The sequence below is a fragment of the Janibacter sp. DB-40 genome (assembly GCF_029510815.1).
Lineage (GTDB): Bacteria > Actinomycetota > Actinomycetes > Actinomycetales > Dermatophilaceae > Janibacter.
The window spans coordinates 3026379-3048722 of the sequence record NZ_CP120360.1; the positions used below are offsets into that span (position 1 = coordinate 3026379).

Here is a 22344-nt window from a genome sequence, read left to right on the forward strand (position 1 = left end):
GGGCGCCGCACCGGGGATCCGGTGGCAGCGCCCGTGATGAGGGAGTGGGTCGGGCCGGCTGGCTCCTACCCCGGCAGTCGATCAGCGCGTGGAGAGCGAGGGGCGGAAGCGGTCACTCATCCGGTGGTCGTAGGGCGCGTGGTGGGCGTGCTGCTGGTCGTGCGCGGCCGCGCGGCGGGGGGCGTTCTTGCCGGGGGTCGCGGGGCGCAGGGCGTGCTTCGTGGTCATCCAGATCTTCTTCATGACCCCAACGGTGCTGTGATCAACTATCCTCCTCAAATTCAGAGTTTCGGCGGATCATCCAGTTTTTCTTCATGGTTGGTACGGTTCTTCGCATGGTCGATGCACATCGCGTGAGGATCTTCCTGTCCGTCATGGCCTCCGGCTCGGTCGCCGCCGCCGCGGAGCACCTGGGGATGTCCGCGTCCGCGGTGAGCCAGCAGATCGCGGCGCTGCAGAAGGAGACGCAACTCACACTCTTCACCCGCGACGGCCGCGGTATCGCTCCGACGCCGACGGCCCACACCCTCGCCCAGGAGAGCGAGCCGCTGATGTCGGAGCTCAAGCGCATCGACGCCGTCGTCGACGACCTGCGCGAGGGAGCGACCGGCTCGCTGGAGATCGGGTACTTCGCCTCGGCCGGGTATCGGTGGATGCCGCAGCTGGCCAAGCGGATCCAGACGAAGATGCCCGAGCTGACGCTGCGCATGGTGCTCACCGAGGGCTACCCCGTCGGCGAGTCACCGCCGGTGGACATCGACGTCGTGCCGGCCGACCCGACGACCTCAGTGCGCCCGGGTCACCTCGTGACGCCCCTGATGACCGACCACTTCGTCGCGCTCGTGCACTCCGACCACCGGCTGGCCGGCCGGCGACGCGTGGAGATGTCCGAGCTCGCCGACGAGAAGTGGATCAGCAACGACATCTCCGCAGGGATCACCCAGGACATGGTCGACCGGGCCTGTCGCGCAGCGGGATTCCGTCCCCGCTACACGGTCGAGGCGCAGGACCACCACACGGCGACGGCCTTCGTCGCGGCCGGCATCGGCATCACGGTGCTCCCGGACCTGGCGACCCGTTCGCTGCCGAGGACCGTCAGGCGGCTGCGCCTGACCAAACCCAACCCGGTCCGCGACATCGTCGCCCTCACCGCTCCGGTGGCCCGGACAAACGAGGCGGCGAAGCTGGCCGTCGACCTGCTCCAGCAGATCGCCGCCGCGAGCGCCCGGCAGCGGTAACGGGCCGGCCGGGGCCAAGCCAGCTCAGGCATCCGACTCGGCACGCCAGGAGCGCTCGATCAGCTCGCGAAGCACCCCCTGGTCGATGTCGGACATCCGCTTGACGTAGACGCACCCCTTGCCGATGGAGTGCTTGCCCAAGCGATCGAGCAGGTCCTCGTTGGACCCGTAGAACGTGAGCCCGTACAGCGTCAGGGCCGCCTTGCGCGGGGCCAGCCCGACGCGGAACCACTCCCGCTCCTTGCCGTCGGCGGTCGTGTACGGCTGGGTGCCGAAGCCGATCATCGACGGCCCCCAGACGACCGGCTCGGCCCCCGTCACCTCGCGCATGAGCGCGAGCGCCTCCCGCGCGTCCGTGCGCCGACGCTCGTCGGCCACCGCAGCGATGACCTCGTCGGCCGAGGCATCGGTGGGCTTGGTCTTGCGATCCTGTCTCTGGGTCATGCGGTCGACACTATGCGTCCGCGCACCGCGGGAGTAGCGTCTCTCCGTAGGGGGCGAGGGAGGCCACGATGGACGACGACCCCGTGCTGCTGCTCGCCACCACCGACCCGGTGACGCGCGAGGTCATCGGGGCCGAGCTGCGGCGGCGCTACGGCGGGGACTACGAGGTCGTCGTCTGCGCCGATTACGCACACGCCAGTGCGGTCCTGGAGGGGTTGCGACGCTGGGGACGCCAGGTCGCCCTCGTCATCGGCTGCTACGGACCGGACGACCGGGAGGGGCTGGCCTTCCTGCGGCGGGCCTACGCCGTCCAGCCGTCCGCGAAGCGGGCCGTCGCCGTCATCTGGGGTGACTTCGCGAGCGCCTCTACGGTGTTCTCGGCCATCTCGCACGGGCACGCCGAGTTCTCGCTGCTGCGGCCCGAGCGCGCCCGCGACGAGGAGTTCCACGGCGCCGTCACCGACGCGCTCGACGACTGGCACCTGGCGCAGGGCATCGGCTTCGAGGCCGTGCGCCTGATCGGGGAGCAACGCGATGAGCGGACCCACTCCCTTCGCGACTCGTTCGGCCGCAACCACATCCCGGTCGCATTCCACCCTGTCGGCACCGAGGCGACCCAACGGATGCTCGCCGGGCTCGGCCTCGACGACCCTGCACTCCCGGTGGTGGTGCTGACCTTCACCTCGCCGCCGACGACCCTGGTCGACCCGACCGACCTGGAGATCGCGGACGCGTTCGGGCTCGTCCAGCCGGTGTCCGCCGACCACCTCTACGACGTGGTGGTCGTCGGCGCGGGGCCCTCCGGCCTCGCGGCCGCCGTCTACTCATCGTCCGAGGGTCTCTCGACGCTCGTCATCGAGCAGCAGGCGGTCGGTGGCCAGGCCGCCACCAGCTCACTCATCCGCAACTACCCCGGCTTCTCGCGCGGCGTGAGCGGCGCGCACCTCGCCTACCGCTCCTTCCAGCAGGCGTGGGCCTTTGGCACCGAGTACTCCTTCATGCGCCAGGTCGTGGCCCTCGAGACCGATGGCGACGTCCTGACGGTGTCGATGTCCGACGGCAGCCGGGCCCGCGGGCGCACCGTCGTCATCGCCACCGGCGTCGACTACCGCCGACTGGACGTGCCCGAGCTGGAGGCTCTGATCGGCCGCGGTGTCTACTACGGGGCCGCGGTCGCCGAGGCGCCGTCGATGACGGGTCAGGAGGTGTACGTCGTCGGCGGTGGCAACTCCGCGGGGCAGGCTGCCCTGCACCTCGCCCGGTATGCCGCGCGGGTGACACTGCTGGTGCGCGGCCCGTCCCTGGCAGCGAGCATGTCGGACTACCTGATCGGTCAGCTCGAGGAGACTGAGAACGTCACCATCCGCTATCGAGCGAGCGTGCGTGGAGGATGGACGGCCGAGGGGTGCCTGGCCGGGCTGACCGTGGGCGACCCGCACGGGGGTGAAGGGGAGGACCTGCCGGCCGGCGGCCTGTTCATCCTGATCGGGTCGATGCCGCGCACGTCGTGGCTGCCCGACGAGCTGCTGCGCGACGAGGCCGGCTTCGTGCGTACCGGTCCGGACACCCTGGCTGCGGAGGGTGCTGCCCGCGGCGAGCCCCCGCTGCCCCTCGAGACGAGCATGTCCGGCGTCTTCGCGGTGGGTGACGTCCGGGCCGGCTCGATCAAGCGCGTCGCCACGGCCGTGGGCGACGGCGCGACCGTGATCGCCCTCGTCCACGGCCACCTAGCGGCCCATCCGCGGCCATGAGACGCACCGACCACGACGTCGAGGTCACCCGCCCGATGCGGGCGATCCTGGTGGTGGCCGCGGTGCTGGTGTTCCTCGCAGGCCTCCAGCTCTACGTCTTCCCCCTGCGGACGGCCGACTGGTTCGCCTGGACCGTCGAGCCGCCGATGACCGCGGTCTTCCTCGGCGGGGCCTACTGGTCCAGCGCGGTGCTGGAGGTCGCCGGCGCCCGGTCTCCCGGATGGGGCCGCGCACGGCTGACGGTCTGGACGGTCCTGATCTTCACCACGCTGACCCTGGTGGTGACGCTCGTCCACCTCGACCGCTTCCACCTCGGCGACGAGCACCCCACGAGCGCCCAGCTCGTGACGTGGGGCTGGCTCGCGATCTACGCCGTCGTCCCCGTGGCGATGGTGATCGCCGCCGGACTGCAGGCGGCGGCGCGCAGGACGGCCACCCAACTGCCCACCAGGGTGCGACGGCCGCTCCCGACCGGCCTGCGGCTGCTCCTGGCCGTCCTGGCCGTGGTCCTGCTCGCGGCGGGGGCAGCACTGTTGCTGGCCCCTGATCCTGCCTCCGCGATGTGGCCCTGGCCCTTCACCCCCCTCACCGCCCGGGCGGGCGGCGCCTGGCTGGTCGGCCTCGGCTGGGCGGCCGGCCACGCCGGCCTGATCGACGACGCCGGCTGGGTGCGACCGCTCGGCCTGACCGGGGTCACGTTCGTGGTGCTCCAGGCGGTGGCCCTGGTCCGCTACGGCGATGCGTTGGACTGGCCGAGCGCGCAGGCAGCCTGCTTCCTCGTGGTCCTGGCCGCGATCGGCCTGGCCTCGATCTGGATCCTGGCCCTGGCCCGTCGGGGCGCGGTCGGGGCGGAGGCCACAGCGGGGCCACGCACCACCTGAGGCGCCGCCCGACCCCGTGCGTTCGAAACGCTGAGGCACGTCGGGACGAGCCCCGGATCGCGACCGTCCTCCTAGACTGGCTCGAGGAGGGTGCAGCACCTATGCCAGACAACGGATCCGCGACCCGCCCGCTCCGGGTGGCGATCATCGGCTCGGGACCATCGGGGCTCTACGCTGCCGAGGCCCTGACCAGGCACGACGAGGTCGAGGTCAGCATCGACGTCTTCGACCGGCTGCCGGCCCCCTTCGGGCTCGCCCGCTACGGGGTCGCCCCTGACCACCTGGCACTGCGCTCGGTGCGCAACACCCTCGAGACCGTGCTCGACGACCCTGCCGTGCGGCTGCTGGCCAATGTCGAGGTCGGCACGGACATCAGCGTCGAGGAGCTGCACCGGTTCTACGACGCGATCGTCTTCACCTACGGCGCGGCGACGGACCAGCGTCTGGAGATCCCGGGCGAGGACCTCGACGGCACCATCTCCGCCACGGAGCTCGTCAACTGGTACTGCGGTCACCCGGACGCTGCGGGCGAGCGCGTGGAGGCAGCGATCACGGCGGCGACGTCCGCCGTGGTCATCGGTGTCGGCAACGTCGCCGTCGACGTGACGCGCGTGCTGAGTAAGACCGCTCCCGAGCTCGACCACACGGACATGCCCCAGCACGTGCTCGACCTGCTGGCGGCGACCAGCATCACGAGCATCACCGTGCTCGGTCGCCGCGGCCCGGCCCAGGCCGCCTTCACGACCAAGGAGCTCAAGGAGCTCGGGGAGCTCGCCGACGCCGACGTGCTCGTCGATGCGCACGACCTCGCGCTCGACCCGGTCAGCGAGGCCGACATCGAGGGTGAGCGACGCCGGGAGCGCAACATGGAGGTCTTGGAGGAGTGGTCCACGAGGACGCCGGCCCGGGGCCGCCGCACGATCCGGCTGCGCTTCTTCTCCCAGCCGGTCGAGATCACCGGACCGGACAGGGTCACCGGGGTCCGTGTCGAGCGCACCCGGCTCGACGCCGACGGCTCACTGCACGGGACCGGTGAGTACACGACGATCGACGCCGACCTGGTCGTGCGCTCGGTGGGGTACCAGGGGATGCCGCTGGCCGGTGTCCCCTTCGACGAGGCCCGCGGTGTCGTCCCCCACGCCGAGGGCCGCGTCGTCGACGACGGGACCGTCGTCCCCGGGGAGTACGTCGCCGGCTGGATCAAGCGCGGACCGACCGGCATCATCGGGACGAACAAGAAGGACGCCACCGCGACGGTGCGCTCGCTCCTCGCCGACGCGGCGCAGCTCCCGCGTGCGGCCCAACCCGATCCGGATGCGGTGACGACCCACCTGTCGGAGCGCGGCGTCCGCTACGTCGACGTCGACGGATGGCACGCGATCGACGCCGCCGAGATCGCGCTCGGGGAGTCGAAGGGCCGCCCCCGGACCACCCTGCACGACCGGGAAGCGCTCCTGGAGTCGGCGCGGCGGGGCGTTCGCGACTGACGCGAAGCACCGGACCGTGTGGACGCCCGCTCAGCGAGCGACCTCACCGCAGGTCGTGGTGCACCCAGACATTCGGCTCGATGTAGACCCCGTGGTTGTTCGCGACGTCGACGTGGACGGGCGAGAGACCCCCTTCGACATCGACGAGACCGTCGGTGTCGAAGGGCAGCCCGGTCCACTCCCGCCACTGCGCGAGCGTGCCGGGGATGACCATCGACAGCGGCGCCACACCGATGATCCGGCCGCCCAGACGCGCGTGCACCCGCAGCCACGGGTCGGCCGGCAGACCGTCCTCGCGCACCCGGCGGGCGTACTCGTCCGCGGGCGTGCGCGGTTCGAGCGCCTTGCGCGTCGGCCTGACGGGCCCGACGAGGTCACGCGTCCCCAGCTCGGCGAAGCGCTGGCGCGCCTCGAGGAGCAACGGCCCGCTCAGCCCCTGACCACGCCGCTGCGGCGCGACCCGCGCCTCGATCAGGCTCACCGTCGAGAGGTCGGGGGTGACCCCCTTCGCCGCCATGCGCTCGGCGTACTGGATCGCGTGGTCCCACCCGCGCGGCGGCAAGTGCGCCACGGCCGCCTCGAGCGGCACCGCGTGCAGCCGCGCCACCGGCTCGTCGCCGTCGAGGACCACCAGGTGCAGCTGCGGGAAGGTCTCGATCGCGACCTCGTACGCGAAGAGCGAGGTCGGGTCCTCGAGCATGAACGCCGGCCAGTCCCCCGGGATCGCCCAGAAGGCGTCGAGGAGGTCCGGGCGCTCGGCGAGGGAGTACGTCTGCATGGGGACATCCAAGACGAAGGGGGCGTGGCCTACCAACGGTTTTCGCTCGCTCTGCATGACTTCCCCCCGGTTCGCCGGAGTTTCATACCCATGCGAAGCAGGGGTTTCTCGGGTGACCCGATAATCGGGTGGCGCGGGCACCCGCTTGGGCTCGGGATGAAGTGCGCTGCCGTGGGTAGGGTCACCGCATGACGGATCTCGACTTCCGCAACCTCTACCGCCACGGTTTCGCGCGGGTGGCCGCGTGCACGCTGCCGGTGACGATGGCCGACCCCTTCGCCAATGCCGAGGCCACGCTGGAGCAGGTCCGGCAGCTGCACGACGACGGCGTCGCGGTCGCGCTCTTCCCCGAGCTGGGCCTGAGCGGGTACGCCATCGACGACCTCCACCTGCAGGACGTGCTGCTGCGCGACGTCGAGGCCGCCCTCGTCCACCTCACCCGGGCCACCGCCGACCTGATGCCGCTGGTCGCGGTGGGTGCCCCCCTTCGCCACCGCAACCGGCTCTACAACTGCGCGGTGCTCATCCACCGCGGCGAGGTCGTCGGGATCACCCCGAAGTCCTACCTCGCCAACTACCGCGAGTTCTACGAAAAGCGGCACTTCGCCTCCGGTGCCGGGATGGTCGACGAGTGGTTCCGGCCGACCTTCGCCCGGGGCGAGGACGCCGACCTGCTCGACGGCGTCCCCTTCGGCACCGACGTCCTCGCCCACGTCGACGACGTGCCCGGCCTCGTCGTCCACGCCGAGGTCTGCGAGGACCTGTGGGTCCCGGTCGGGCCCAGCCAGGAGGCCGCCCTCGCCGGCGCGACCGTCCTGCTGAACCTCTCCGCCTCCCCCATCACCGTCGCCCGGGCCGACGACCGCCACCTGATGGCGCGCGCGGCATCGGCGCGGTGCAACGCCGCCTACCTCTACGCCGCCGCGAGCGAGGGCGAGTCCACCACCGACCTGTCGTGGGACGGCCAGACCATGGTCTACGAAGGGGGCGACCTCCTCGGTGAGTCCGAGCGCTTCCCGTCCGGTCCCCGCGCGACCGTCGTCGACGTGGACGTCGACCGACTGCGGCAGGAGCGGCTGCGGCAGGGCAGCTTCGACGACAACGGTGTCGCCCTGGGCATCGGTTCGGCCGCGCACCCCTGGCGGGAGGTGCACCTCGAGATCAACCCGCCGACGGGCGACCTCGGGCTGCGCCGGCACGTCGACCGCTTCCCCTTCGTCCCCGACGACGAGGCGCGGCTGGCGCAGGACTGCTTCGAGGCGTACAACATCCAGGTCTCCGGCCTCGAGCAGCGCCTGCGCGCCATCGGCGGCGAACGCTGGCAGCCGAAGATCATCCTCGGCGTCAGCGGCGGCCTCGACTCCACCCACGCCCTGCTCGTCGCGGCCAAGGCGATGGACCGGCTCGAGCGGCCGCGCACCGACATCATCGGCATCACGATGCCCGGCTTCGGCACGAGCGACCGCACCAAGACCAACGCGGTCGACCTCATGGAGACGCTGGGCGTCACGTCGGAGGAGATCGACATCCGGCCCGCGGCCACGCAGATGCTGCGCGAGATGGGGCACCCCTTCGGGCTCGACCCGGACGCGGAGCACGACGAGGAGGTCTACGACGTGACCTTCGAGAACGTCCAGGCCGGGCTGCGCACCGACTACCTCTTCCGCCTCGCCAACCAGCGCGGCGGGATCGTGCTGGGCACCGGTGACCTGTCGGAGCTGGCCCTGGGCTGGTGCACGTACGGCGTCGGTGACCAGATGAGCCACTACGGGGTCAACGGCGGCGTGCCCAAGACGCTCATGCAGCAGCTCGTCCACTGGGTCGCCGACTCCGACCAGCTGCCGGAGGTCTCCGACACGCTGCGCTCGGTCCTCGGCACCGAGATCAGCCCGGAGCTCGTCCCCAGCCAGGCCGGTGAGGGCCCGCAGTCCACCCAGGACCAGATCGGCCCCTACGCACTGCAGGACTTCACGCTCTACTACGTGCTGCGCCGCGGGTACCGGCCCAGCAAGATCGCCTTCCTCGCGGAGCAGGCATGGTCCGATGCGGCGAAGGGGGCGTGGCCCGTCTCCGTCCCCGAGGAGGACCGCGGGGCGTACGACCTCGCGACGATCCGCCGCTGGCTCGTCGTCTTCGTCGAGCGCTTCTTCGCCAACCAGTTCAAGCGCTCGGCGATGCCGAACGGCCCGAAGGTGCTGCCCGGTGGGTCGCTGTCGCCGCGCGGTGACTGGCGCATGCCCAGCGACGTCTCCGGGGCCCGCTGGCTCGCCGAGATCGAGGACGAGGTCCCCCGGGCCTGACGCACGAGAGATGGCGGGTGGTCATCGTCCGGGGGACGACCACCACCCGCCATGTCACGAGTACGTGTGCTCGGGGCCTACTTGATGCCGACCGAGGGGCTGCCCTCGGCCGTGTCGCCCTGCTCGAAGGTGTAGCTGCCCAACCCAATCTTGGACATCACGATGCCGGCGACGATGGCCAGCACGGCGAGGACGGCGGCGATGATCCCCAGGACGGCGCTCAGCAGCAGGACGGCCAGGGTCGCGATGCCGCCCGACAGGATCCCGAGGGTCATCACGGTCCACCAGGCGGGGTTCTGCGCGTGACCGAGCTCTTCGACTGAGTGCGGGCCCTTCGGGGGGCGCGGAAGGCGGGGGTGCTTGCTCATGGCGCCATCATCCCATGTCCCTGTCGCCCCCGGCCACGACCCGCCGCCATGGACCCGGGGTCGCTGCGCGGCTACGGTGAAGCACCTCACTACATCTGACGAAAGGTGGCCCCGATGGCCGTGTCCACCCGGTGGCGACGGGCCACCGCAGGCTCGCGGGACACCGTCAGGACGCACCCACCGGGCACCGGGATGGGATGGGCCGGACACACCTTCCCCCACCTGCCGGGACGCCGACCCGTCGTCGGGGACGTCTTCGCCAAGGGCCACGACCCGACGAAGCCGGTGCAGAACATGCTCACCTTCGCGCGGGACCTCGGGCCGATCTACGAGCTGCTCGCCCTGGGCCGCAAGTTCGTCTTCGTCGCCGGCGTCGACCTCGCCGGCGAGCTCTGCGACGACACCCGCTTCGTCAAGGCCCTCGCCCCCGGGGTGCACGACCTGCGGATGTTCGTCGAGGACGGGCTCTTCACCGCCCACACCGACGAGCCGAACTGGCGTCTGGCGCACAACCTGCTTCTCCCGGCCTTCGCCAAGCCGGCGATGCGGCGCTACCACGACGTCATGGTCGAGACGACCGATGAGCTCATCGACGTGTGGGACGAGGCCGCGGGCGCCGGGCGCAGCGTCGAGGTCTCCCCGTGGCTGACCAAGCTCACCCTCGAGTCCATCGCGCGCGCGGCCTTCAGCCACACCTTCCGCAGCTTCGAGACCGAGGAGGTCGACCCCTTCGTCACGACCTTCGTGGCCTCCATGTCCTACGCGGCCGGCCGGTCCAACCTCGCCTCGCTCCCGCTCGTCGGTCGGCGCCTCGTGCGCCGGCACGACCGCCGGGCCCTCGACCGGCACCGCTACATCGACGACCTCCTGCGGCGGATCGTCGCCGAGCGCGAGGCGAGCGGCGAGCAAGTCGACGACCTGCTCGGCCGGATGATGGACGTGCCCGTCGACGACGCCGGGACGAAGCTCGAGGCGCAGAACGTCCGCCACCAGGTCCTCACCCTCCTCGTCGCCGGCCACGAGACCACCTCCGGCGCCCTCTCCTTCGCGCTGTACCACCTCACCCGCGAGCCGGAGGTGCTCGCCCGGGCGCGCGCCGAGCTCGACGACGTGCTGGGGACGGACCCGACGGCGACGCCGACCTTCGAGCAGGTGCCCAAGCTGCGCTACCTGCGCCGCGTGGTCGACGAGACACTGCGGCTGTGGCCGACGGCGCCCGGCTTCGCACGGTCCCCGCGGGAGACGACGTCATCGGGGCGGACGGCTCGGCCGGCGTACCCGGCGGCCTGACGATGACGCCGGAGGACTCGGTGCTCGTCTTCCTCCCCCAGCTGCACCGCGACCCCGACGTGTGGCCGGATCCGGAGCGGTTCGACCCCGACCGCTTCCTGCCGGAGCACAACCGCGCCCGCCCCGCCCACGCGTACAAGCCCTTCGGCACCGGCGAGCGCGCCTGCATCGGCCGCCAGTTCGCCCTCCACGAGGCGGTGATCGTCCTGGCGAAGCTGCTCCACCGCTTCGATCTCGTGCCCGAGCCGGACTACGAGCTGACGATCACCGAGCGGCTGACGCTGATGCCCGTGGGCTTCCGGGTCGGGCTGGTCCGGCGCTGAGGAGCGGGGTGGACGTGGGCTCGCCGGTCATTCGTCGGCGTGTACACCTCCACCTGGGTTCAGCCCAGGTCGCGCCGGATCACCTTGCCGTTGGCCGTGCGAGGGAGGCCGTCGACGACCCGCACCTCGCGGGGGCGCTTGTAGGCGGCCAGCCGCTCGCCCGCCCGGGTGAGCACCCGCTCCCGCACCGTCGCCTCATCAGCCGTCGGCGAGGTCGGCACCACCCAGGCGCAGACGAGGGTCACGCCGTCGCCGACGTCCAGGGGCGCGACGGCGACCTCGGCGACTCCCTCGACGTCGGAGAGCGCGTCCTCGACCTCCACCGGTGAGATCCGGTAGCCCATCGCGGTGACCACGTCGTCGCAGCGTCCGTGGTAGGTCAGGTACCCGTCGGCGTCGAGCGAGGCGAGGTCGTTGGTGACGAACCACTCGCCGCGCATCACCTCGAGGTTCTCCTCCGGGCGGCGCCAGTACCCGAGCATCACGCCCGGGTCGTCCCGGTGGACGGCCAGCCGTCCGGCCCGGCCGTCGGGCAGCGGGGTCGGCTCGTCGAGCCGGTCCGGGTCGAGCACGGCGATGCGCCGCCCGGGCTGGGCGCGGCCGGGGCTGCCCGGTCGCACCGGCACGTCGGGCCCGCTCGAGACGAAGGTCGAGACCTCGCTCATCCCCAGCGACTCGTACAGCGGCACCCCGGTCCGCTCGGTCCACTCCCGCCACAGCGGCGACGGGAGCGCCTCACCGGCCACGAGCGCCGCCCTGAGCGAGGACAGGTCCCACTCTCCCGGCTCGCCGTGTCGCAGCAGGTGCCGGTAGACGCCGGGCACCGCCGCGAGGTGCGTCGCGCGGTACCCCTCGACCAGCCGCGGCCAGAGCAGCCGGTCTCGGGGGCCGTCGTGGACGACCGCCGTGGCGGCGTTGGCCCAGGGGTCGGTCAGGCCGACGCCGAGGGTGTACGTCCAGTTCAGCGCGCCCGCGTGCACCATGACGTCCCCCTCCGCCAGGCCGTACCAGCCGCGGTACATCGGGCGCCTCCCCCACGCGCTGCGGTGGGCGTGGGTGACGCCCTTCGGCCTGCCGGTGGTGCCCGAGGTGTAGGTGATGAAGGCGGCGCGGTCGGGATGGCCGACGTCGTGCTCGGCACGCTCGTCGCCCGCCACCCACTCGGCGATCGTGTGGGCGGTGACCGTCGGGACGTGCGGTGGCACGGTCAGCGGCAGGTCCTCGTCGAGGGCGACCGCGGCCGCGCCGCTGTCGGTCAACAGTGCGGCGGCCTCCTCGCCCGTCAGCTGGGCGCTCGTCGGCACGGCGACGAGACCGGCCGCGATGGCACCGAAGAAGACGAAGGGGAAGTCCGACCGGTTGCCCATCCGCAGCAGCACCCGGTCACCGCGCTCGAGGCCGAGACCGAGCAGACCGGCCGCGACCGCCCGGACCGCGTCGTCGACCTGCGCGAAGGTCCAGGTCGAGTCGTCCCCGGGCTCGGAGTGGACGACGACGAGCGCCCGCCGGTCGGGGGCGCGCGCCGCCGGGTCGGCGACGCAGTACTGCGACATGCCGAAGGGGGCGGGCGTCGCCTCTCCCTCGGTCGGCTCGACGGGCCAGCGGCTCACATCTCCTCGTGGGTGTCCGGGTCCGCGTCGAAGAGACGGCCGTCGGGGCGGCCGAGCGCGGTGATCGCCTCGACCTCCCCGTCGGAGAGGTCGAAGCCCAGCACCTCGAGGTTGCTCGCCTGGCGCTGCGGGTCGGCGGACTTCGGCAGCGGCAGGGCGTCCAGGTGCAGGTGCCAGCGCAGCACGACCTGGGCCGGCGTGACCCCGTGGGCCCGCGCGGCGGTCGCGACCGGCTCGGCTGCCATGAGGTCCCCCGCGCGACCGATCGGCGCCCACGACTGGGTGGTGATGCCGCGGCGCTCGTTGTCGGCGCGCTGCTCGGCCTGGGGGAAGAAGGGGTGCAGCTCGATCTGGTTCGAGGCCGGCGTGACGCCGGTGGCCTCGATGATCGCGTCGAGGTGGTGGGGCTTGAAGTTGCTCACGCCGATCGAGCGGACGAGGCCCTCCTCCTTCGCCTCGACGAGGCGCTCCCATGCGCGCACGAAGTTGCCCTGCGAGGGGTTGGGCCAGTGGATCAGGGCGCTGTCGACGAAGTCGAGGTCCATCACCTGCAGCGTCGTGCGCAGACTGCTGTCGGCGCTGCGGTGGTCACGACCGGGGATCTTCGTCTGGATGAAGACGTCTCCCCGCTCGACCCCGCTGGCCCGGACGGCCTCGGCGACCTCGCGCTCGTTGCGGTAGTTCACCGCCGTGTCGAGGAAGCGGTACCCGGCCTCGAGCGCGGCCACCATGGCCCGGACACCGGCATCGCCGCGCAGGGGGTAGGTGCCGAAGCCGACGACCGGGACGGAGACGCCGTCACCGAGGGTGCGAGTGGGGAGCTCAGCCATGTCCCCAACGTAGAGGACGAGCCGAACGCGTCGCGAGGGGTGTTCCGCTCGCAGGAGCCTAAGCAGTTGCGAACCACACCCGCAGGAGCCTAAGCAGTTGCGAACCACACCTGCAGGAGCCTAAGCAGTTGCGAACCACACCCGCAGGAGCCTAAGCAGATGCGAACCACACCCGCAGGAGCCTAAGCAGATGCGAACCACACCTGCAGGAGCCTAAGCAGCTGCGGGCTGGAGAGGACTCAGCCGTCGAAGAGGGCGAGCAGCTCCCCCTTCGCCGTGAGGTACTCGGCCTCGAGCTGGTCGACGAGCTGGGCCACCGGGAGGACCTCGGTGATGCCGGCGACGGAGTGGCCGGCGCTCCACACGTCCCGCCACGCCTTGGGCGCGACGGTCGAGCTCGTGCTGCGCGGCTCCTCGGTGTGCGGGTTGGTCACGTGCGAGACGTCGACCGCGTCCGGGGCGGGGAGGTTGTCCGGGTCGAGGCCGGCCTCGATGATGCTGCGGCGCAGGAAGTTCGCCGGGATGGTGCTGATCGAGGGCGTGTAGACGATCTCCTCGGCGCCGGAGTGCACGAGCATCTGGCGGTACTCCTCGGAGGCGATCGACTCCTTCGTCGCGAGGAACCGCGTGCCCATGTACGCCAGGTCCGCGCCGGCGGCCTGCGCCGCGAGGACGTCGCGCCCGGTGCTCAGCCCGCCACCGAGGATGAGCGGCCCGTCCCAGACGCGGCGCACCTCGTGGAGGAGTGCGAAGGGGTTGATCCCGCCTGCGTGCCCACCGGCACCGGCCGTGACGAGGATGAGTCCGTCGACGCCGGCCTCGGCGGCCTTGGCCGCGAACTTCGCGTTGGTGACGTCGTGGAAGACGAGCCCGCCGTAGGAGTGGACCGCGTCGACGACGTCCTTGGCCGCGCCGAGGCTGGTGATGACGACCGGCACCTCGTGCTCGACGATCTTCGCCAGGTCGGCCTCGAGGCGCTTGTTCGTGCGGTGGACGATGAAGTTCACGCCGTACGGGGCGGGCTGCCGGGCGGACGTGTCGGACCCACCGGGCACCGCCAACGCGGTCTCGATCTCGGTCAACCAGGCGTCGAACTCCTCGGTCGTGCGCAGGTTGAGCGCGGGGAAGGTCCCGAGCACACCGGCGCGGCAGGCGCCGATGACGAGGTCGGTACCGGAGCCGAGGAACATCGGCGCGGAGATCACGGGCAGGCGCAGACGCCCCTGGAGCTGGGTAGGCATGGTCATGGGGCCATTGTTCACACCCCCGCTGGGGCGCCTCGACCACCCCCACCATCTGCAACTGCTTAGGCTCTTGCGAGTCGGGTCCAGGACGAGGGGGGGTCAGCTCCGCTTCGCCGCCAGGGCCATGGCCCGCCCCATGAGTGACCAGTACCGGCCGGGGGTGACGCGGGCGAGGACGTCGAGACCCTTGGCGTCGTTGCCCACGAGCACCCGCGGACGACGCGCCACGGCGGCCTCGATGATCTCCTCGGCGGCCTTGTCCGCCGGGTAGCGCAGGACCTTGGCGAAGTCGGCCTTGCCCTGCGCGGCCTCCGCCGGATCCGTCCCCGCTCCGACGCGGGCATTGGCGGCGATGTTGGTCCGGATCCCGCCGGGGTGGACAACGGTGACACCGACCGGGTGGCCCTCCTCCTCCAGCTCCGAACGCAGTGACTCGCTGAAGCCGCGCAGCCCGTACTTGCTCGTGGAGTACGCCGTCTGGCCGGGCGGGCCGACGAGCCCGAAGAGACTGGAGAGGTTGACGACCTGCCCCTGGCCGTTCGCGAGCATCAGCGGCAGCAGCGCCCGGGTGAAGCGGATCGGCACGTGCAGGTTGATCTCGAGCAGCCAGTCGAAGTCGTCGGCGCCCACCTCGCCGAAGCGCCCGCCGAGGGCCACGCCGGCGTTGTTGAAGAGCATCGTCACACCGGGGTGCTCGTCGCGCACCCGGGCGATGACCGCGTCGGCCGCGGGCCGGTCGGCGAGGTCGACGACGTGGCTCGTCACGGTCGCGCCCGGGGTCTCGCGGCCGATCTCCTCGACCACCCGGGCCAGACCGGTCCCGTCGCGGTCGATGACGACGACGTCCGCGCCCCGGCGGGCGACCCCCTTCGCCAGGTGCTCACCCATGCCGCCGGCGGCGCCGGTGACGACCGCGGTCCCGCCGAGGAGGACCAGCTCCGGCCGCTTCATCGGACCGGCTCCGGCACGCGGTCGCCCGGGGAGGCGTCCTCGTTGCTCGAGCTGCCCGGCAGAGGCAGCTCCTCCGGGGCCTCCGCGCCGACGGGCAGCGAGGCCCCCTTCGCCCCGGTCGGCACGAAGTGCATGTCCTGCGTGACGTCCGCGCGACGGAAGGCGATCTTGTCCCTGAGGTAGTTCTGCGGCATCGTCCACGGCACCCGGTCGCCGACCTTGGGGAACTGGGAGATCACCCGCTGCACGTAGCCGGACGTGAGGTCGAGGATCGGTCCGGCGGTCATGCCGTCGGGGGCGACGGACACGGCCACGCCGAGGCCGCGGTCACGCATGTGCCGCAGGAGCCGGGCGACGTAGCGGCTCACGAGGTCCGCGCGCAGGGTCCACGAGGCGTTGACGTAGCCGACGGTCATGGTGACGTTGGGGACGCCGGCGAGCATGAGGCCCCGGTAGGCGAAGCGTCGGGCCAGCGGGACCTCCTGCCCGTCGACGACGAAGCGGATCCCACCGAGCGCCTTCATCAGCAGCCCGGTCGCGGTGACGATGATGTCGGCCTCGACGACCCGTCCGTCCGTGAGGCGGATGCCCTCGGGGACGAAGCGGTCGACGTGCCCGGTGACGACGGAGACCCGCCCGCGGCGCATCTGCGCGTAGAGGTCGCCGTCCGGCACGGCGCACAGGCGCTGGTCCCACACGTCGTACGGCGGGTCGAAGTGCTCGTCGATGACGTCCTGGGGCAGGAAGCGACGCAGGTTGCCCTGGACGACCTTCTTGGCGGCCGTCGGGTTCCGCCGCGAGAGCTGGTAGAGGAAGGTCTGCAGACCGAGGTTCTTCACCCGCGTCGCGGACTGGACGGCCTTCGGACCCAGGCGCCGGCGCAGCAGCTGGACGAAGGGGTCGACCGACGGCTGGTCGAAGACGTAGCTGGGGGTGCGCTGCAGCATCGTCACGTGCGCGGCCGTGTCCGCCATCGCGGGCACGACGGTGACGGCCGTGGCGCCGGAGCCGATGACGACGACGCGCTTGCCGGTGTGGTCGAGGCCCTGCGGCCAGAACTGCGGGTGGACCACCTGCCCGGCGAAGTCCTCGACACCCGCGAAGCCCGGGTCGTGCGTCTGCTCGTAGTCGTAGTAACCGCTGCCGAGGTGGACGAAGCCGGCACGCACCTGCCGCGGGCCGTCGGTGGTCTCGAGGTCGACCGTCCACTCCTGCTCCTCGCTCGACCAGGTCGCGGCAGTGACCCGGCAGCCGGTGTGCACCAGCTCGGCGACACCCGTCTCCTCGGCGGTCTCGCGGATGTAGTCGAGGATGTCCGCGCCGTCGGCGATGGCCTTGCGGCCCGTCCACGGCCGGAAGGGGAAGGACAGCGTGAACATGTCCGAGTCCGAGCGCACCCCCGGGTAGCGGAAGAGGTCCCACGTCCCGCCGGTCACCCCGCGGGCCTCGACGAGGGCGAGCTCGATGTCGGGGTTGGCCTCGCGGATGCGGTGCGCTGCACCGATCCCGGACAGGCCGGCGCCGACGACGAGGACGTCGACCCGCTCGGGCAGCTCGCGGGTACGGGGCTCCGTGGTCATCCTCGACCTTCCGTTCGACTGGGGTTCCTCACGAGTAACATACGCGACACCGCGAGGGAAAGCACTGTCCGGTCGACTCCGGAGGGGAGCGGGCTCAGCGCTCCGGCACGCGCAGCAGGCAGGCCCCCGGCTCGGCGAAGGGGATCAGCTCGGCCGGCTCGTCGCCGTCGCCCCGACCCAGGGTCCCGTCGACGAGGCCGAGGTGGACCTGGCAGATGACGTCCGGGTTCTCCACCGCGAGGTCGAGGAGCGGGCAGGTCGTCAGACGCACGGTCGCGCCGTCCCGGACCGGCCCGAATCCCAGATCGGCGAGGGTGGAGTCGAGGTGCTCCCGCTCGGTCACCGTGGTCCCGCGGGCGGCCAGCCGCGCACCCCAGGCGCGGCCGATGCGCCGGGCCCGGTCGCGCACGTGCGGGCTGTCCTCGCTGGCGACGAGGTCGGCGGCGAAGGCGCCGGCAAGGGCGCGGTACTCGTCCACGCGCACTCCCGGCCGCGGGCCGGCCTCGTACAGCACCGCGGGACGACCGCGCCCCTCGGCGGGTGCGGTGTCGGCGGTGACGAGGGAGCGCTCGAGCAGCTGGGTGAGGTGGCTGCGGACGGTGTTCTCGTGGGAGCCGACGCTGGCGGCGATCTCGGTGACCCGCATGGGTCGACCACCGGCGCGCAGGGCCTCGAGCACCTGCCGCACCGCGGCCCCGAGATCGCCCGGGTCTGCCTCCGGCGCCGGCTCCGGCCCAAGGGTTGTATTTTCCACGAGACCTAATGTAGTAATTTGGGGGGTGGCGGGGCAACTCCCCTTCCCCGATCCGAGCCGACGCCGAAGGAAGCACCATGACGACGAACCTGCCCATGGTGGAGGAGATCCCCGCCCTCGACGTGCGGCCCATCCCCCGCTCGATCCGTCACGCCACCGTCATCGGTGCGCTCTCGGCGATCCGGCCGGGCCGCTCCCTGGACCTCGTCGCGCCCCACGACCCCCAGCCGCTGCTGCGTCAGATCGACGGCCACGAGCCCGACACGTGGACCGTCGACTACCTCGAGCAGGGCCCCGAGGCGTGGACCCTGCGCCTGACCCGAGGGGAGTCCTGACCCTCGATGTGCTCCTACTGCGGGTGCCGCTCCATCGGCATCATCGGTCGCTTCAGCACCGAGCACGACGAGCTGGTCAACGTGACCGGCCTGCTGCGCCGCGCCGTTGCCGCCGGCCGCACCGACGAGGTCGCCGGGCTGGTCGATGACGTCGAGCGCCTGCTCCATCCGCACACCGACGCGGAGGAGGCCGGACTCTTCGCCGTGCTGCGCCGCGACGAGGACTTCACCGAGCACATCGACGCCCTGTGCGGCGAGCACGTGGACCTCGACGGCCTCCTCGCCCGCATCCGCGCCGGTGAGACCGAGCTGGTCGCCCGGTTCGACACCGAGCTGCGTGCGCACATCCAGCGCGAGGAGAACGGCCTCTTCCCCGCCTCCCTGACGACTCTCGGCGGTGCCGAGTGGGAGGAGGTCGACGAGCTGACCGCCGCCGCCTCCCCGGTCTCCCCGCTCCGCTCGTCATGACCTCCCACGTCCCCTCGCCGCAGCCGGCACCCAATGCCCGGCCGAAGGGGGGCGCCTGGGCGATGCGGGACCATCCCGGCCTCCTATGGATGGTCACCGCCGTCATCACGGCGGCCGTGCACCCCTTCGTCCCGGACTCGACCTGGCTGATGGTGCACATGGTCGCGCTGGGCGCACTCACCCACTCGATCATGGTGTGGAGCACGCACTTCACGGTAAGCCTGCTGAAGAACGACCCCGACATCGACGTGCGCGCCACCCAGAACCGGCGTCTCGTCCTGCTCCACCTCGGCGTCATCGGGGTGCTCGTCGGCGTCCCGACCACGTGGTGGTGGCTCACCCTCGCCGGTGCGGGCGCCGTCGTCGTCGCGGTCGTGTGGCACGGGTGGCAGCTGGTGCGGCGCCTGCGCGGCGCCCTCCCCGGACGATTCCGGATCGTCGTGCACCACTACCTCGCCTCGGCCGCCTTCCTGCCCGTCGGCGCGACCCTGGGCGTGCTCCTGGCCCGCGGGTACTCCGAGGAGATGCACGCGCGGATGACGCTGGCGCACTCCCTCGTCAACGTCCTCGGCTGGGTCGGCATCACCGTCGCCGGCACCCTGATCACGCTGTGGCCGACGATCCTGCGCGTGCGCATGGACCCGGCCGCCGAGCGGCGCGCCACCCAGGCCCTCCCCGGCCTCGTCGCGGGGCTCTCGGTCGCCGTCGTCGGCGCCCTCGTCGGGTGGCGCTGGGTGCTGCTCGCCGGCGTCCTCGGCTACCTGGTCGCCCTGCTGTGGACAGGGCGCTCGCTCGTCGCGCCCGCCCGGGCGAAGCCGCCGATGCACTTCGCGTCCTGGTCGGTCGCCGCCGGTGCCGTGTGGTTCCTCGTGGGGATCGCGATGGTCGCGTGGCGCGTCGCCACCGCACCCGACATGACCGCCATGACCGCTGGGTACGGCCGGGTGGCGGCGGTACTCATCGTCGGATTCGGCCTGCAGGTGCTCTGCGGCGCCCTCAGCCACCTGGTGCCCGCGGTCATCGGTGGCGGCCCGAAGGTCGTGCGTGTCGGGATCCAGGCCTTCGACCGGCTGGGCATGACCCGCATCGTCATCATCAACGTGCCCCTCGCCCTGTCGCTCCTGCCGGTCCCGTCCGGGACCCGGGTCGTGCTGACCACCCTCGTGCTCATCGGGCTGGCGGCGTTCATCCCGATCATGCTCATTGCCGTCAAGCGCCTGGTCGTCGCCCGGCGCGCGGCCGCGACCTCGACCCCCACCCGCGCCGTGACCTCGAGCTGGGCCGGTCCGAGGCCGCCCGGGTGCTCGATCCCCCTTCCCCCGCACGCAGCTCATGGCCGGCGTCACCCTCGTGGCACTCGCCCTGGCCGCCGGGCCCGCCCTCCAACCTGTGCTCGACGGTGGCAGCGGCGCGGTCGCGGCACCCGCGACGAGCGTCACGCCGACGGGCGAGACCACCACGGTCGAGGTCGTCGCCCAGGAGGACATGTCCTTCTCCCCTCCGGTGTCGAGGTGCCGGCGGGTGACCGGTTGGTCATCGAGCTGACCAACGAGGACGGCGGCACCGTCCACGACCTCCACCTCGACGAGGAGACGAGCACTCCCCGACTGGCGAAGGGGGAGAGCGCCACCCTCGACGTCGGCATCGTCGGTGACGACCGGGAGGGCTGGTGCACCGTCACCGGCCACAAGGCCATGGGGATGACCTTCGACATCGCCGTCATCGGCGGCGCGACCGCCGGCGACGCCCCGTCCGAGCCCGGCGCCACGGGCGGGTCCGTGGGTGCGGGCACGCACAGCATGCCCGGCGGGGCGAGCGGTGACGACGCCCTCGCCCTGGACCCGGGCGAGAAGTGGCCCGAGGACCACGAGGCCTACGACGCCACCCTGCCGCCCCTGGGCGACGAGACGACCCACCGGGTGACGCTGCGGGTGCAGGACGTGGAGATGGAGGTCGCGCCCGGGGTCACGCAGACGCGCTGGACCTTCGGGGACACCGCGCCCGGGCCGGTGCTGCACGGTCGGGTCGGCGACAGGTTCGTCATCACGCTCGTCAACGACGGCAGCATCGGGCACTCGATCGACTTCCATGCGGGGGCACTGGCCCCTGACCGCCCCATGCGCACGATCGCCCCCGGTGAGGAGCTGACGTACACCTTCACCGCCGAGCGCGCGGGGATCTGGATGTACCACTGCTCGACGATGCCGATGTCGACGCACATCACCAAGGGCATGCACGGCGCGGTGGTCATCGAGCCCCCGGACCTGCCCGAGGTGGACCGCTCCTACGTGCTCACCGCGTCCGAGATCTACGGCGACACCGCGGACGGGACGCCGGCCGCCACGACCTTCAACGGGAGCGCCTTCCAGTACGACGCGGACCAGCTGACGGCGAAGGTCGGTGAGCGCGTCCGCTTCTGGGTGCTCGACGCGGGACCGAACGGTCCGCTGTCCTTCCACGTCGTCGGTGGCCAGTTCGACACCGTGTGGCGGGAGGGCGCCTACACCCTCGGCGGACCGGACGAGGTGGGCGGGCCGAGCACCGGGTCACAGGCGCTGGGGCTGCTGCCGGGCCAGGGCGGATTCGTCGAGCTGAGTTTCCCGGAGCCGGGGCACTACCCCTTCGTCAACCACGTGATGAGCGCCGCGGAGAAGGGCGCGCACGGCGTCGTCCGCGTGCGCTGAGCCGGGCGCCTACGAGCAACCCGGGACGCGGAAATCGACTCCGGACGTGGGTATTGCCGCGTCCGGAATCGATTTCCGCGTCCTGCTTCGATGCCGGCGTGTCAGCCGGCCGGGCGCTGCGTTGCGGCGGACTCCATCGCCCCGCTCGAGACCCGATTGATCGTCGCCGACACGACGTCGACGACCAGCTCCGGGTGGTCGTGCTGCGGGCAGTGGCCGCTGTCCGGCAGGGTCACGTGCGTGGCGCCGGGCAGCCGACGCCGAGCGGTGTGCGCCTCGGACGGCAGCAGCAGCCGGTCGGTGTCACCCCAGGCGACCGTCGTCGGGACCTGCACGTCCTTGGTGAAGCGCAGGAACGTCGCCCGGACGAAGTGCGGCCAGAACCCCTTCGACCGACGCAGGTTGAGGGTGTCGCCCACCCCCGCCTCGACCGTGATGGTCTCGGGGTGGGTGTAGAGCGAGCGGAAGGCGATCCTGCGGAACCACTCGTGGCCGACCAGCGAGCGGTGCACCGCCTCGGGGAGGTAGCTGCCGAGCTTCATGAAGAGCAGGTTCACCGCGATGTTGGGCAGGTGGTGCACGGGGAAGAAGCCCGCCGGGGAGAGCACGGTGGCCGTGCGCGCCGCACCGGCGTGGGCGAGCTCGAGCGCGACGGCCCCACCGAGGGAGTTGCCGACGACGTGCGGCCGGTCGACCCCGAGCGAGGCGAAGAGCCGCTCGAGCTGCTCGGCGGTGCTGCGCATCGTGTAGCCGTCCGGCCGGGTGGGCGTCGGCGAGGTCCCGTGGCCCGGCAGGTCGACGACGTACACGTCGTACCCGCGGTCATTGAGCAGCCGCGGCACCTCACCCCACGCCTGGCGCCGGTGGCCGATCCCGTGGATGAGGACGACGGGCTCGCCGGGCCCGGGCAGGTGCGTGAACTCGATGGTGCTCTTCATGACGTCGAGGTTACTCGGAAGTCACGTCGGGGCGCCACGGGATCCCGGGCCGGCGCGCACAGCGCAGGTGCGCCCGGCTCAGGCCTCGGC

21 protein-coding genes are annotated in these 22344 nt (G+C 72.0%); 10 read left to right on the forward strand and 11 right to left on the reverse strand.

The features are described from left to right. Nucleotides 1-81: 81 nt before the first annotated feature. Complete coding sequence (locus tag PVE36_RS14550) at nt 82-243, reverse strand: hypothetical protein (protein WP_277453338.1); 162 nt, start codon at nt 241-243, stop codon at nt 82-84. 92 nt (nt 244-335) lie between these two features. Here PVE36_RS14550 and PVE36_RS14555 point away from each other — a divergent pair, with 92 nt between their 5' ends. Further along, nucleotides 336-1238: a LysR family transcriptional regulator gene (locus PVE36_RS14555; protein ID WP_277453339.1), complete on the forward strand. Its 903-nt coding sequence runs from the start codon at nt 336-338 to the stop codon at nt 1236-1238. Nucleotides 1239-1262: 24 nt separating this feature from the next. Here the strand turns inward: PVE36_RS14555 and PVE36_RS14560 are convergent, their stop codons facing one another. Then, the gene (locus PVE36_RS14560) at nt 1263-1682 is read right to left on the reverse strand and encodes a DUF1801 domain-containing protein (protein ID WP_277453340.1); all 420 of its coding nucleotides are present in this window, start codon (nt 1680-1682) and stop codon (nt 1263-1265) included. A gap of 68 nt (nt 1683-1750) precedes the next feature. On the opposite strand from PVE36_RS14560, the gene PVE36_RS14565 reads away from it, so the two are divergent. The 3 genes from PVE36_RS14565 to PVE36_RS14575 all read left to right on the forward strand — a co-directional run bounded on the left by PVE36_RS14565 (nt 1751) and on the right by PVE36_RS14575 (nt 5801). Next, nucleotides 1751-3433, forward strand: coding sequence for an FAD-dependent oxidoreductase (locus PVE36_RS14565; protein ID WP_277453342.1), 1683 nt, complete (start codon nt 1751-1753; stop codon nt 3431-3433). Then, a complete protein-coding gene (locus PVE36_RS14570) occupies nt 3430-4314 on the forward strand; it encodes a hypothetical protein (RefSeq protein ID WP_277453344.1) in 885 nt (294 codons plus the stop codon). Before PVE36_RS14565 ends, PVE36_RS14570 begins: the two co-directional genes overlap by 4 nt. Before the next feature lie 101 nt (nt 4315-4415). Further along, nucleotides 4416-5801 carry an FAD-dependent oxidoreductase gene (locus tag PVE36_RS14575; RefSeq protein ID WP_277453345.1) on the forward strand — a complete coding sequence of 462 codons (1386 nt, stop codon included), beginning with the start codon at nt 4416-4418 and terminating at the stop codon, nt 5799-5801. A 43-nt stretch (nt 5802-5844) separates the two neighbouring features. On the opposite strand, the gene PVE36_RS14580 is transcribed toward PVE36_RS14575, so the two are convergent. Further along, nucleotides 5845-6579: an N-acetyltransferase gene (locus tag PVE36_RS14580; RefSeq protein WP_277453346.1), complete on the reverse strand. Its 735-nt coding sequence runs from the start codon at nt 6577-6579 to the stop codon at nt 5845-5847. Between the two features lie 188 nt (nt 6580-6767). Between PVE36_RS14580 and PVE36_RS14585 the strand changes: the two genes are divergently transcribed. Continuing rightward, nucleotides 6768-8879 carry an NAD(+) synthase gene (locus PVE36_RS14585; protein ID WP_277453348.1) on the forward strand — a complete coding sequence of 704 codons (2112 nt, stop codon included), beginning with the start codon at nt 6768-6770 and terminating at the stop codon, nt 8877-8879. A gap of 77 nt (nt 8880-8956) precedes the next feature. On the opposite strand, the gene PVE36_RS14590 is transcribed toward PVE36_RS14585, so the two are convergent. After that, nucleotides 8957-9247, reverse strand: coding sequence for a hypothetical protein (locus PVE36_RS14590; RefSeq protein ID WP_277453350.1), 291 nt, complete (start codon nt 9245-9247; stop codon nt 8957-8959). A 114-nt stretch (nt 9248-9361) separates the two neighbouring features. Between PVE36_RS14590 and PVE36_RS14595 the strand changes: the two genes are divergently transcribed. Both PVE36_RS14595 and PVE36_RS14600 read left to right on the forward strand, forming a co-directional pair. Beyond that, the gene (locus PVE36_RS14595; RefSeq protein ID WP_277453351.1) at nt 9362-10537 is read left to right on the forward strand and encodes a cytochrome P450; all 1176 of its coding nucleotides are present in this window, start codon (nt 9362-9364) and stop codon (nt 10535-10537) included. Between the two features lie 2 nt (nt 10538-10539). Next, entirely contained in the window at nt 10540-10860 is a 321-nt protein-coding gene (locus tag PVE36_RS14600) for a cytochrome P450 (protein ID WP_277453352.1), read from the forward strand. A 59-nt stretch (nt 10861-10919) separates the two neighbouring features. Here the strand turns inward: PVE36_RS14600 and PVE36_RS14605 are convergent, their stop codons facing one another. The 6 genes from PVE36_RS14605 to PVE36_RS14630 form a co-directional block, all read right to left on the reverse strand. Beyond that, complete coding sequence (locus tag PVE36_RS14605) at nt 10920-12470, reverse strand: class I adenylate-forming enzyme family protein (RefSeq protein WP_277453355.1); 1551 nt, start codon at nt 12468-12470, stop codon at nt 10920-10922. Further along, nucleotides 12467-13300 (reverse strand): aldo/keto reductase, encoded by an 834-nt coding sequence (locus PVE36_RS14610; protein WP_277453356.1) that lies wholly within the window; start codon nt 13298-13300, stop codon nt 12467-12469. Before PVE36_RS14610 ends, PVE36_RS14605 begins: the two co-directional genes overlap by 4 nt. Before the next feature lie 239 nt (nt 13301-13539). Then, entirely contained in the window at nt 13540-14547 is a 1008-nt protein-coding gene (locus tag PVE36_RS14615) for a nitronate monooxygenase family protein (protein WP_277453357.1), read from the reverse strand. Between the two features lie 96 nt (nt 14548-14643). Next, a complete protein-coding gene (locus PVE36_RS14620; protein WP_277453359.1) occupies nt 14644-15495 on the reverse strand; it encodes an SDR family NAD(P)-dependent oxidoreductase in 852 nt (283 codons plus the stop codon). After that, the gene (locus PVE36_RS14625; RefSeq protein WP_277453361.1) at nt 15492-17075 is read right to left on the reverse strand and encodes an NAD(P)/FAD-dependent oxidoreductase; all 1584 of its coding nucleotides are present in this window, start codon (nt 17073-17075) and stop codon (nt 15492-15494) included. The genes PVE36_RS14620 and PVE36_RS14625 overlap by 4 nt, the downstream gene beginning before the upstream one ends. A 94-nt stretch (nt 17076-17169) precedes the next feature. After that, complete coding sequence (locus PVE36_RS14630; RefSeq protein ID WP_277453362.1) at nt 17170-17829, reverse strand: helix-turn-helix domain-containing protein; 660 nt, start codon at nt 17827-17829, stop codon at nt 17170-17172. 77 nt (nt 17830-17906) lie between these two features. On the opposite strand from PVE36_RS14630, the gene PVE36_RS14635 reads away from it, so the two are divergent. The 3 genes from PVE36_RS14635 to PVE36_RS14645 are packed head-to-tail and all read left to right on the forward strand — an operon-like array spanning nt 17907 to nt 21316. After that, entirely contained in the window at nt 17907-18164 is a 258-nt protein-coding gene (locus PVE36_RS14635; protein WP_277453363.1) for a DUF2249 domain-containing protein, read from the forward strand. A 6-nt stretch (nt 18165-18170) separates the two neighbouring features. After that, a complete protein-coding gene (locus tag PVE36_RS14640; RefSeq protein ID WP_277453364.1) occupies nt 18171-18632 on the forward strand; it encodes a hemerythrin domain-containing protein in 462 nt (153 codons plus the stop codon). Beyond that, the gene (locus tag PVE36_RS14645) at nt 18629-21316 is read left to right on the forward strand and encodes a multicopper oxidase domain-containing protein (protein ID WP_277453367.1); all 2688 of its coding nucleotides are present in this window, start codon (nt 18629-18631) and stop codon (nt 21314-21316) included. Before PVE36_RS14640 ends, PVE36_RS14645 begins: the two co-directional genes overlap by 4 nt. A gap of 101 nt (nt 21317-21417) precedes the next feature. Here PVE36_RS14645 and PVE36_RS14650 read toward each other — a convergent pair whose 3' ends face one another. Then, the gene (locus tag PVE36_RS14650) at nt 21418-22254 is read right to left on the reverse strand and encodes an alpha/beta hydrolase (protein ID WP_277453369.1); all 837 of its coding nucleotides are present in this window, start codon (nt 22252-22254) and stop codon (nt 21418-21420) included. Nucleotides 22255-22344 lie beyond the last annotated feature (90 nt).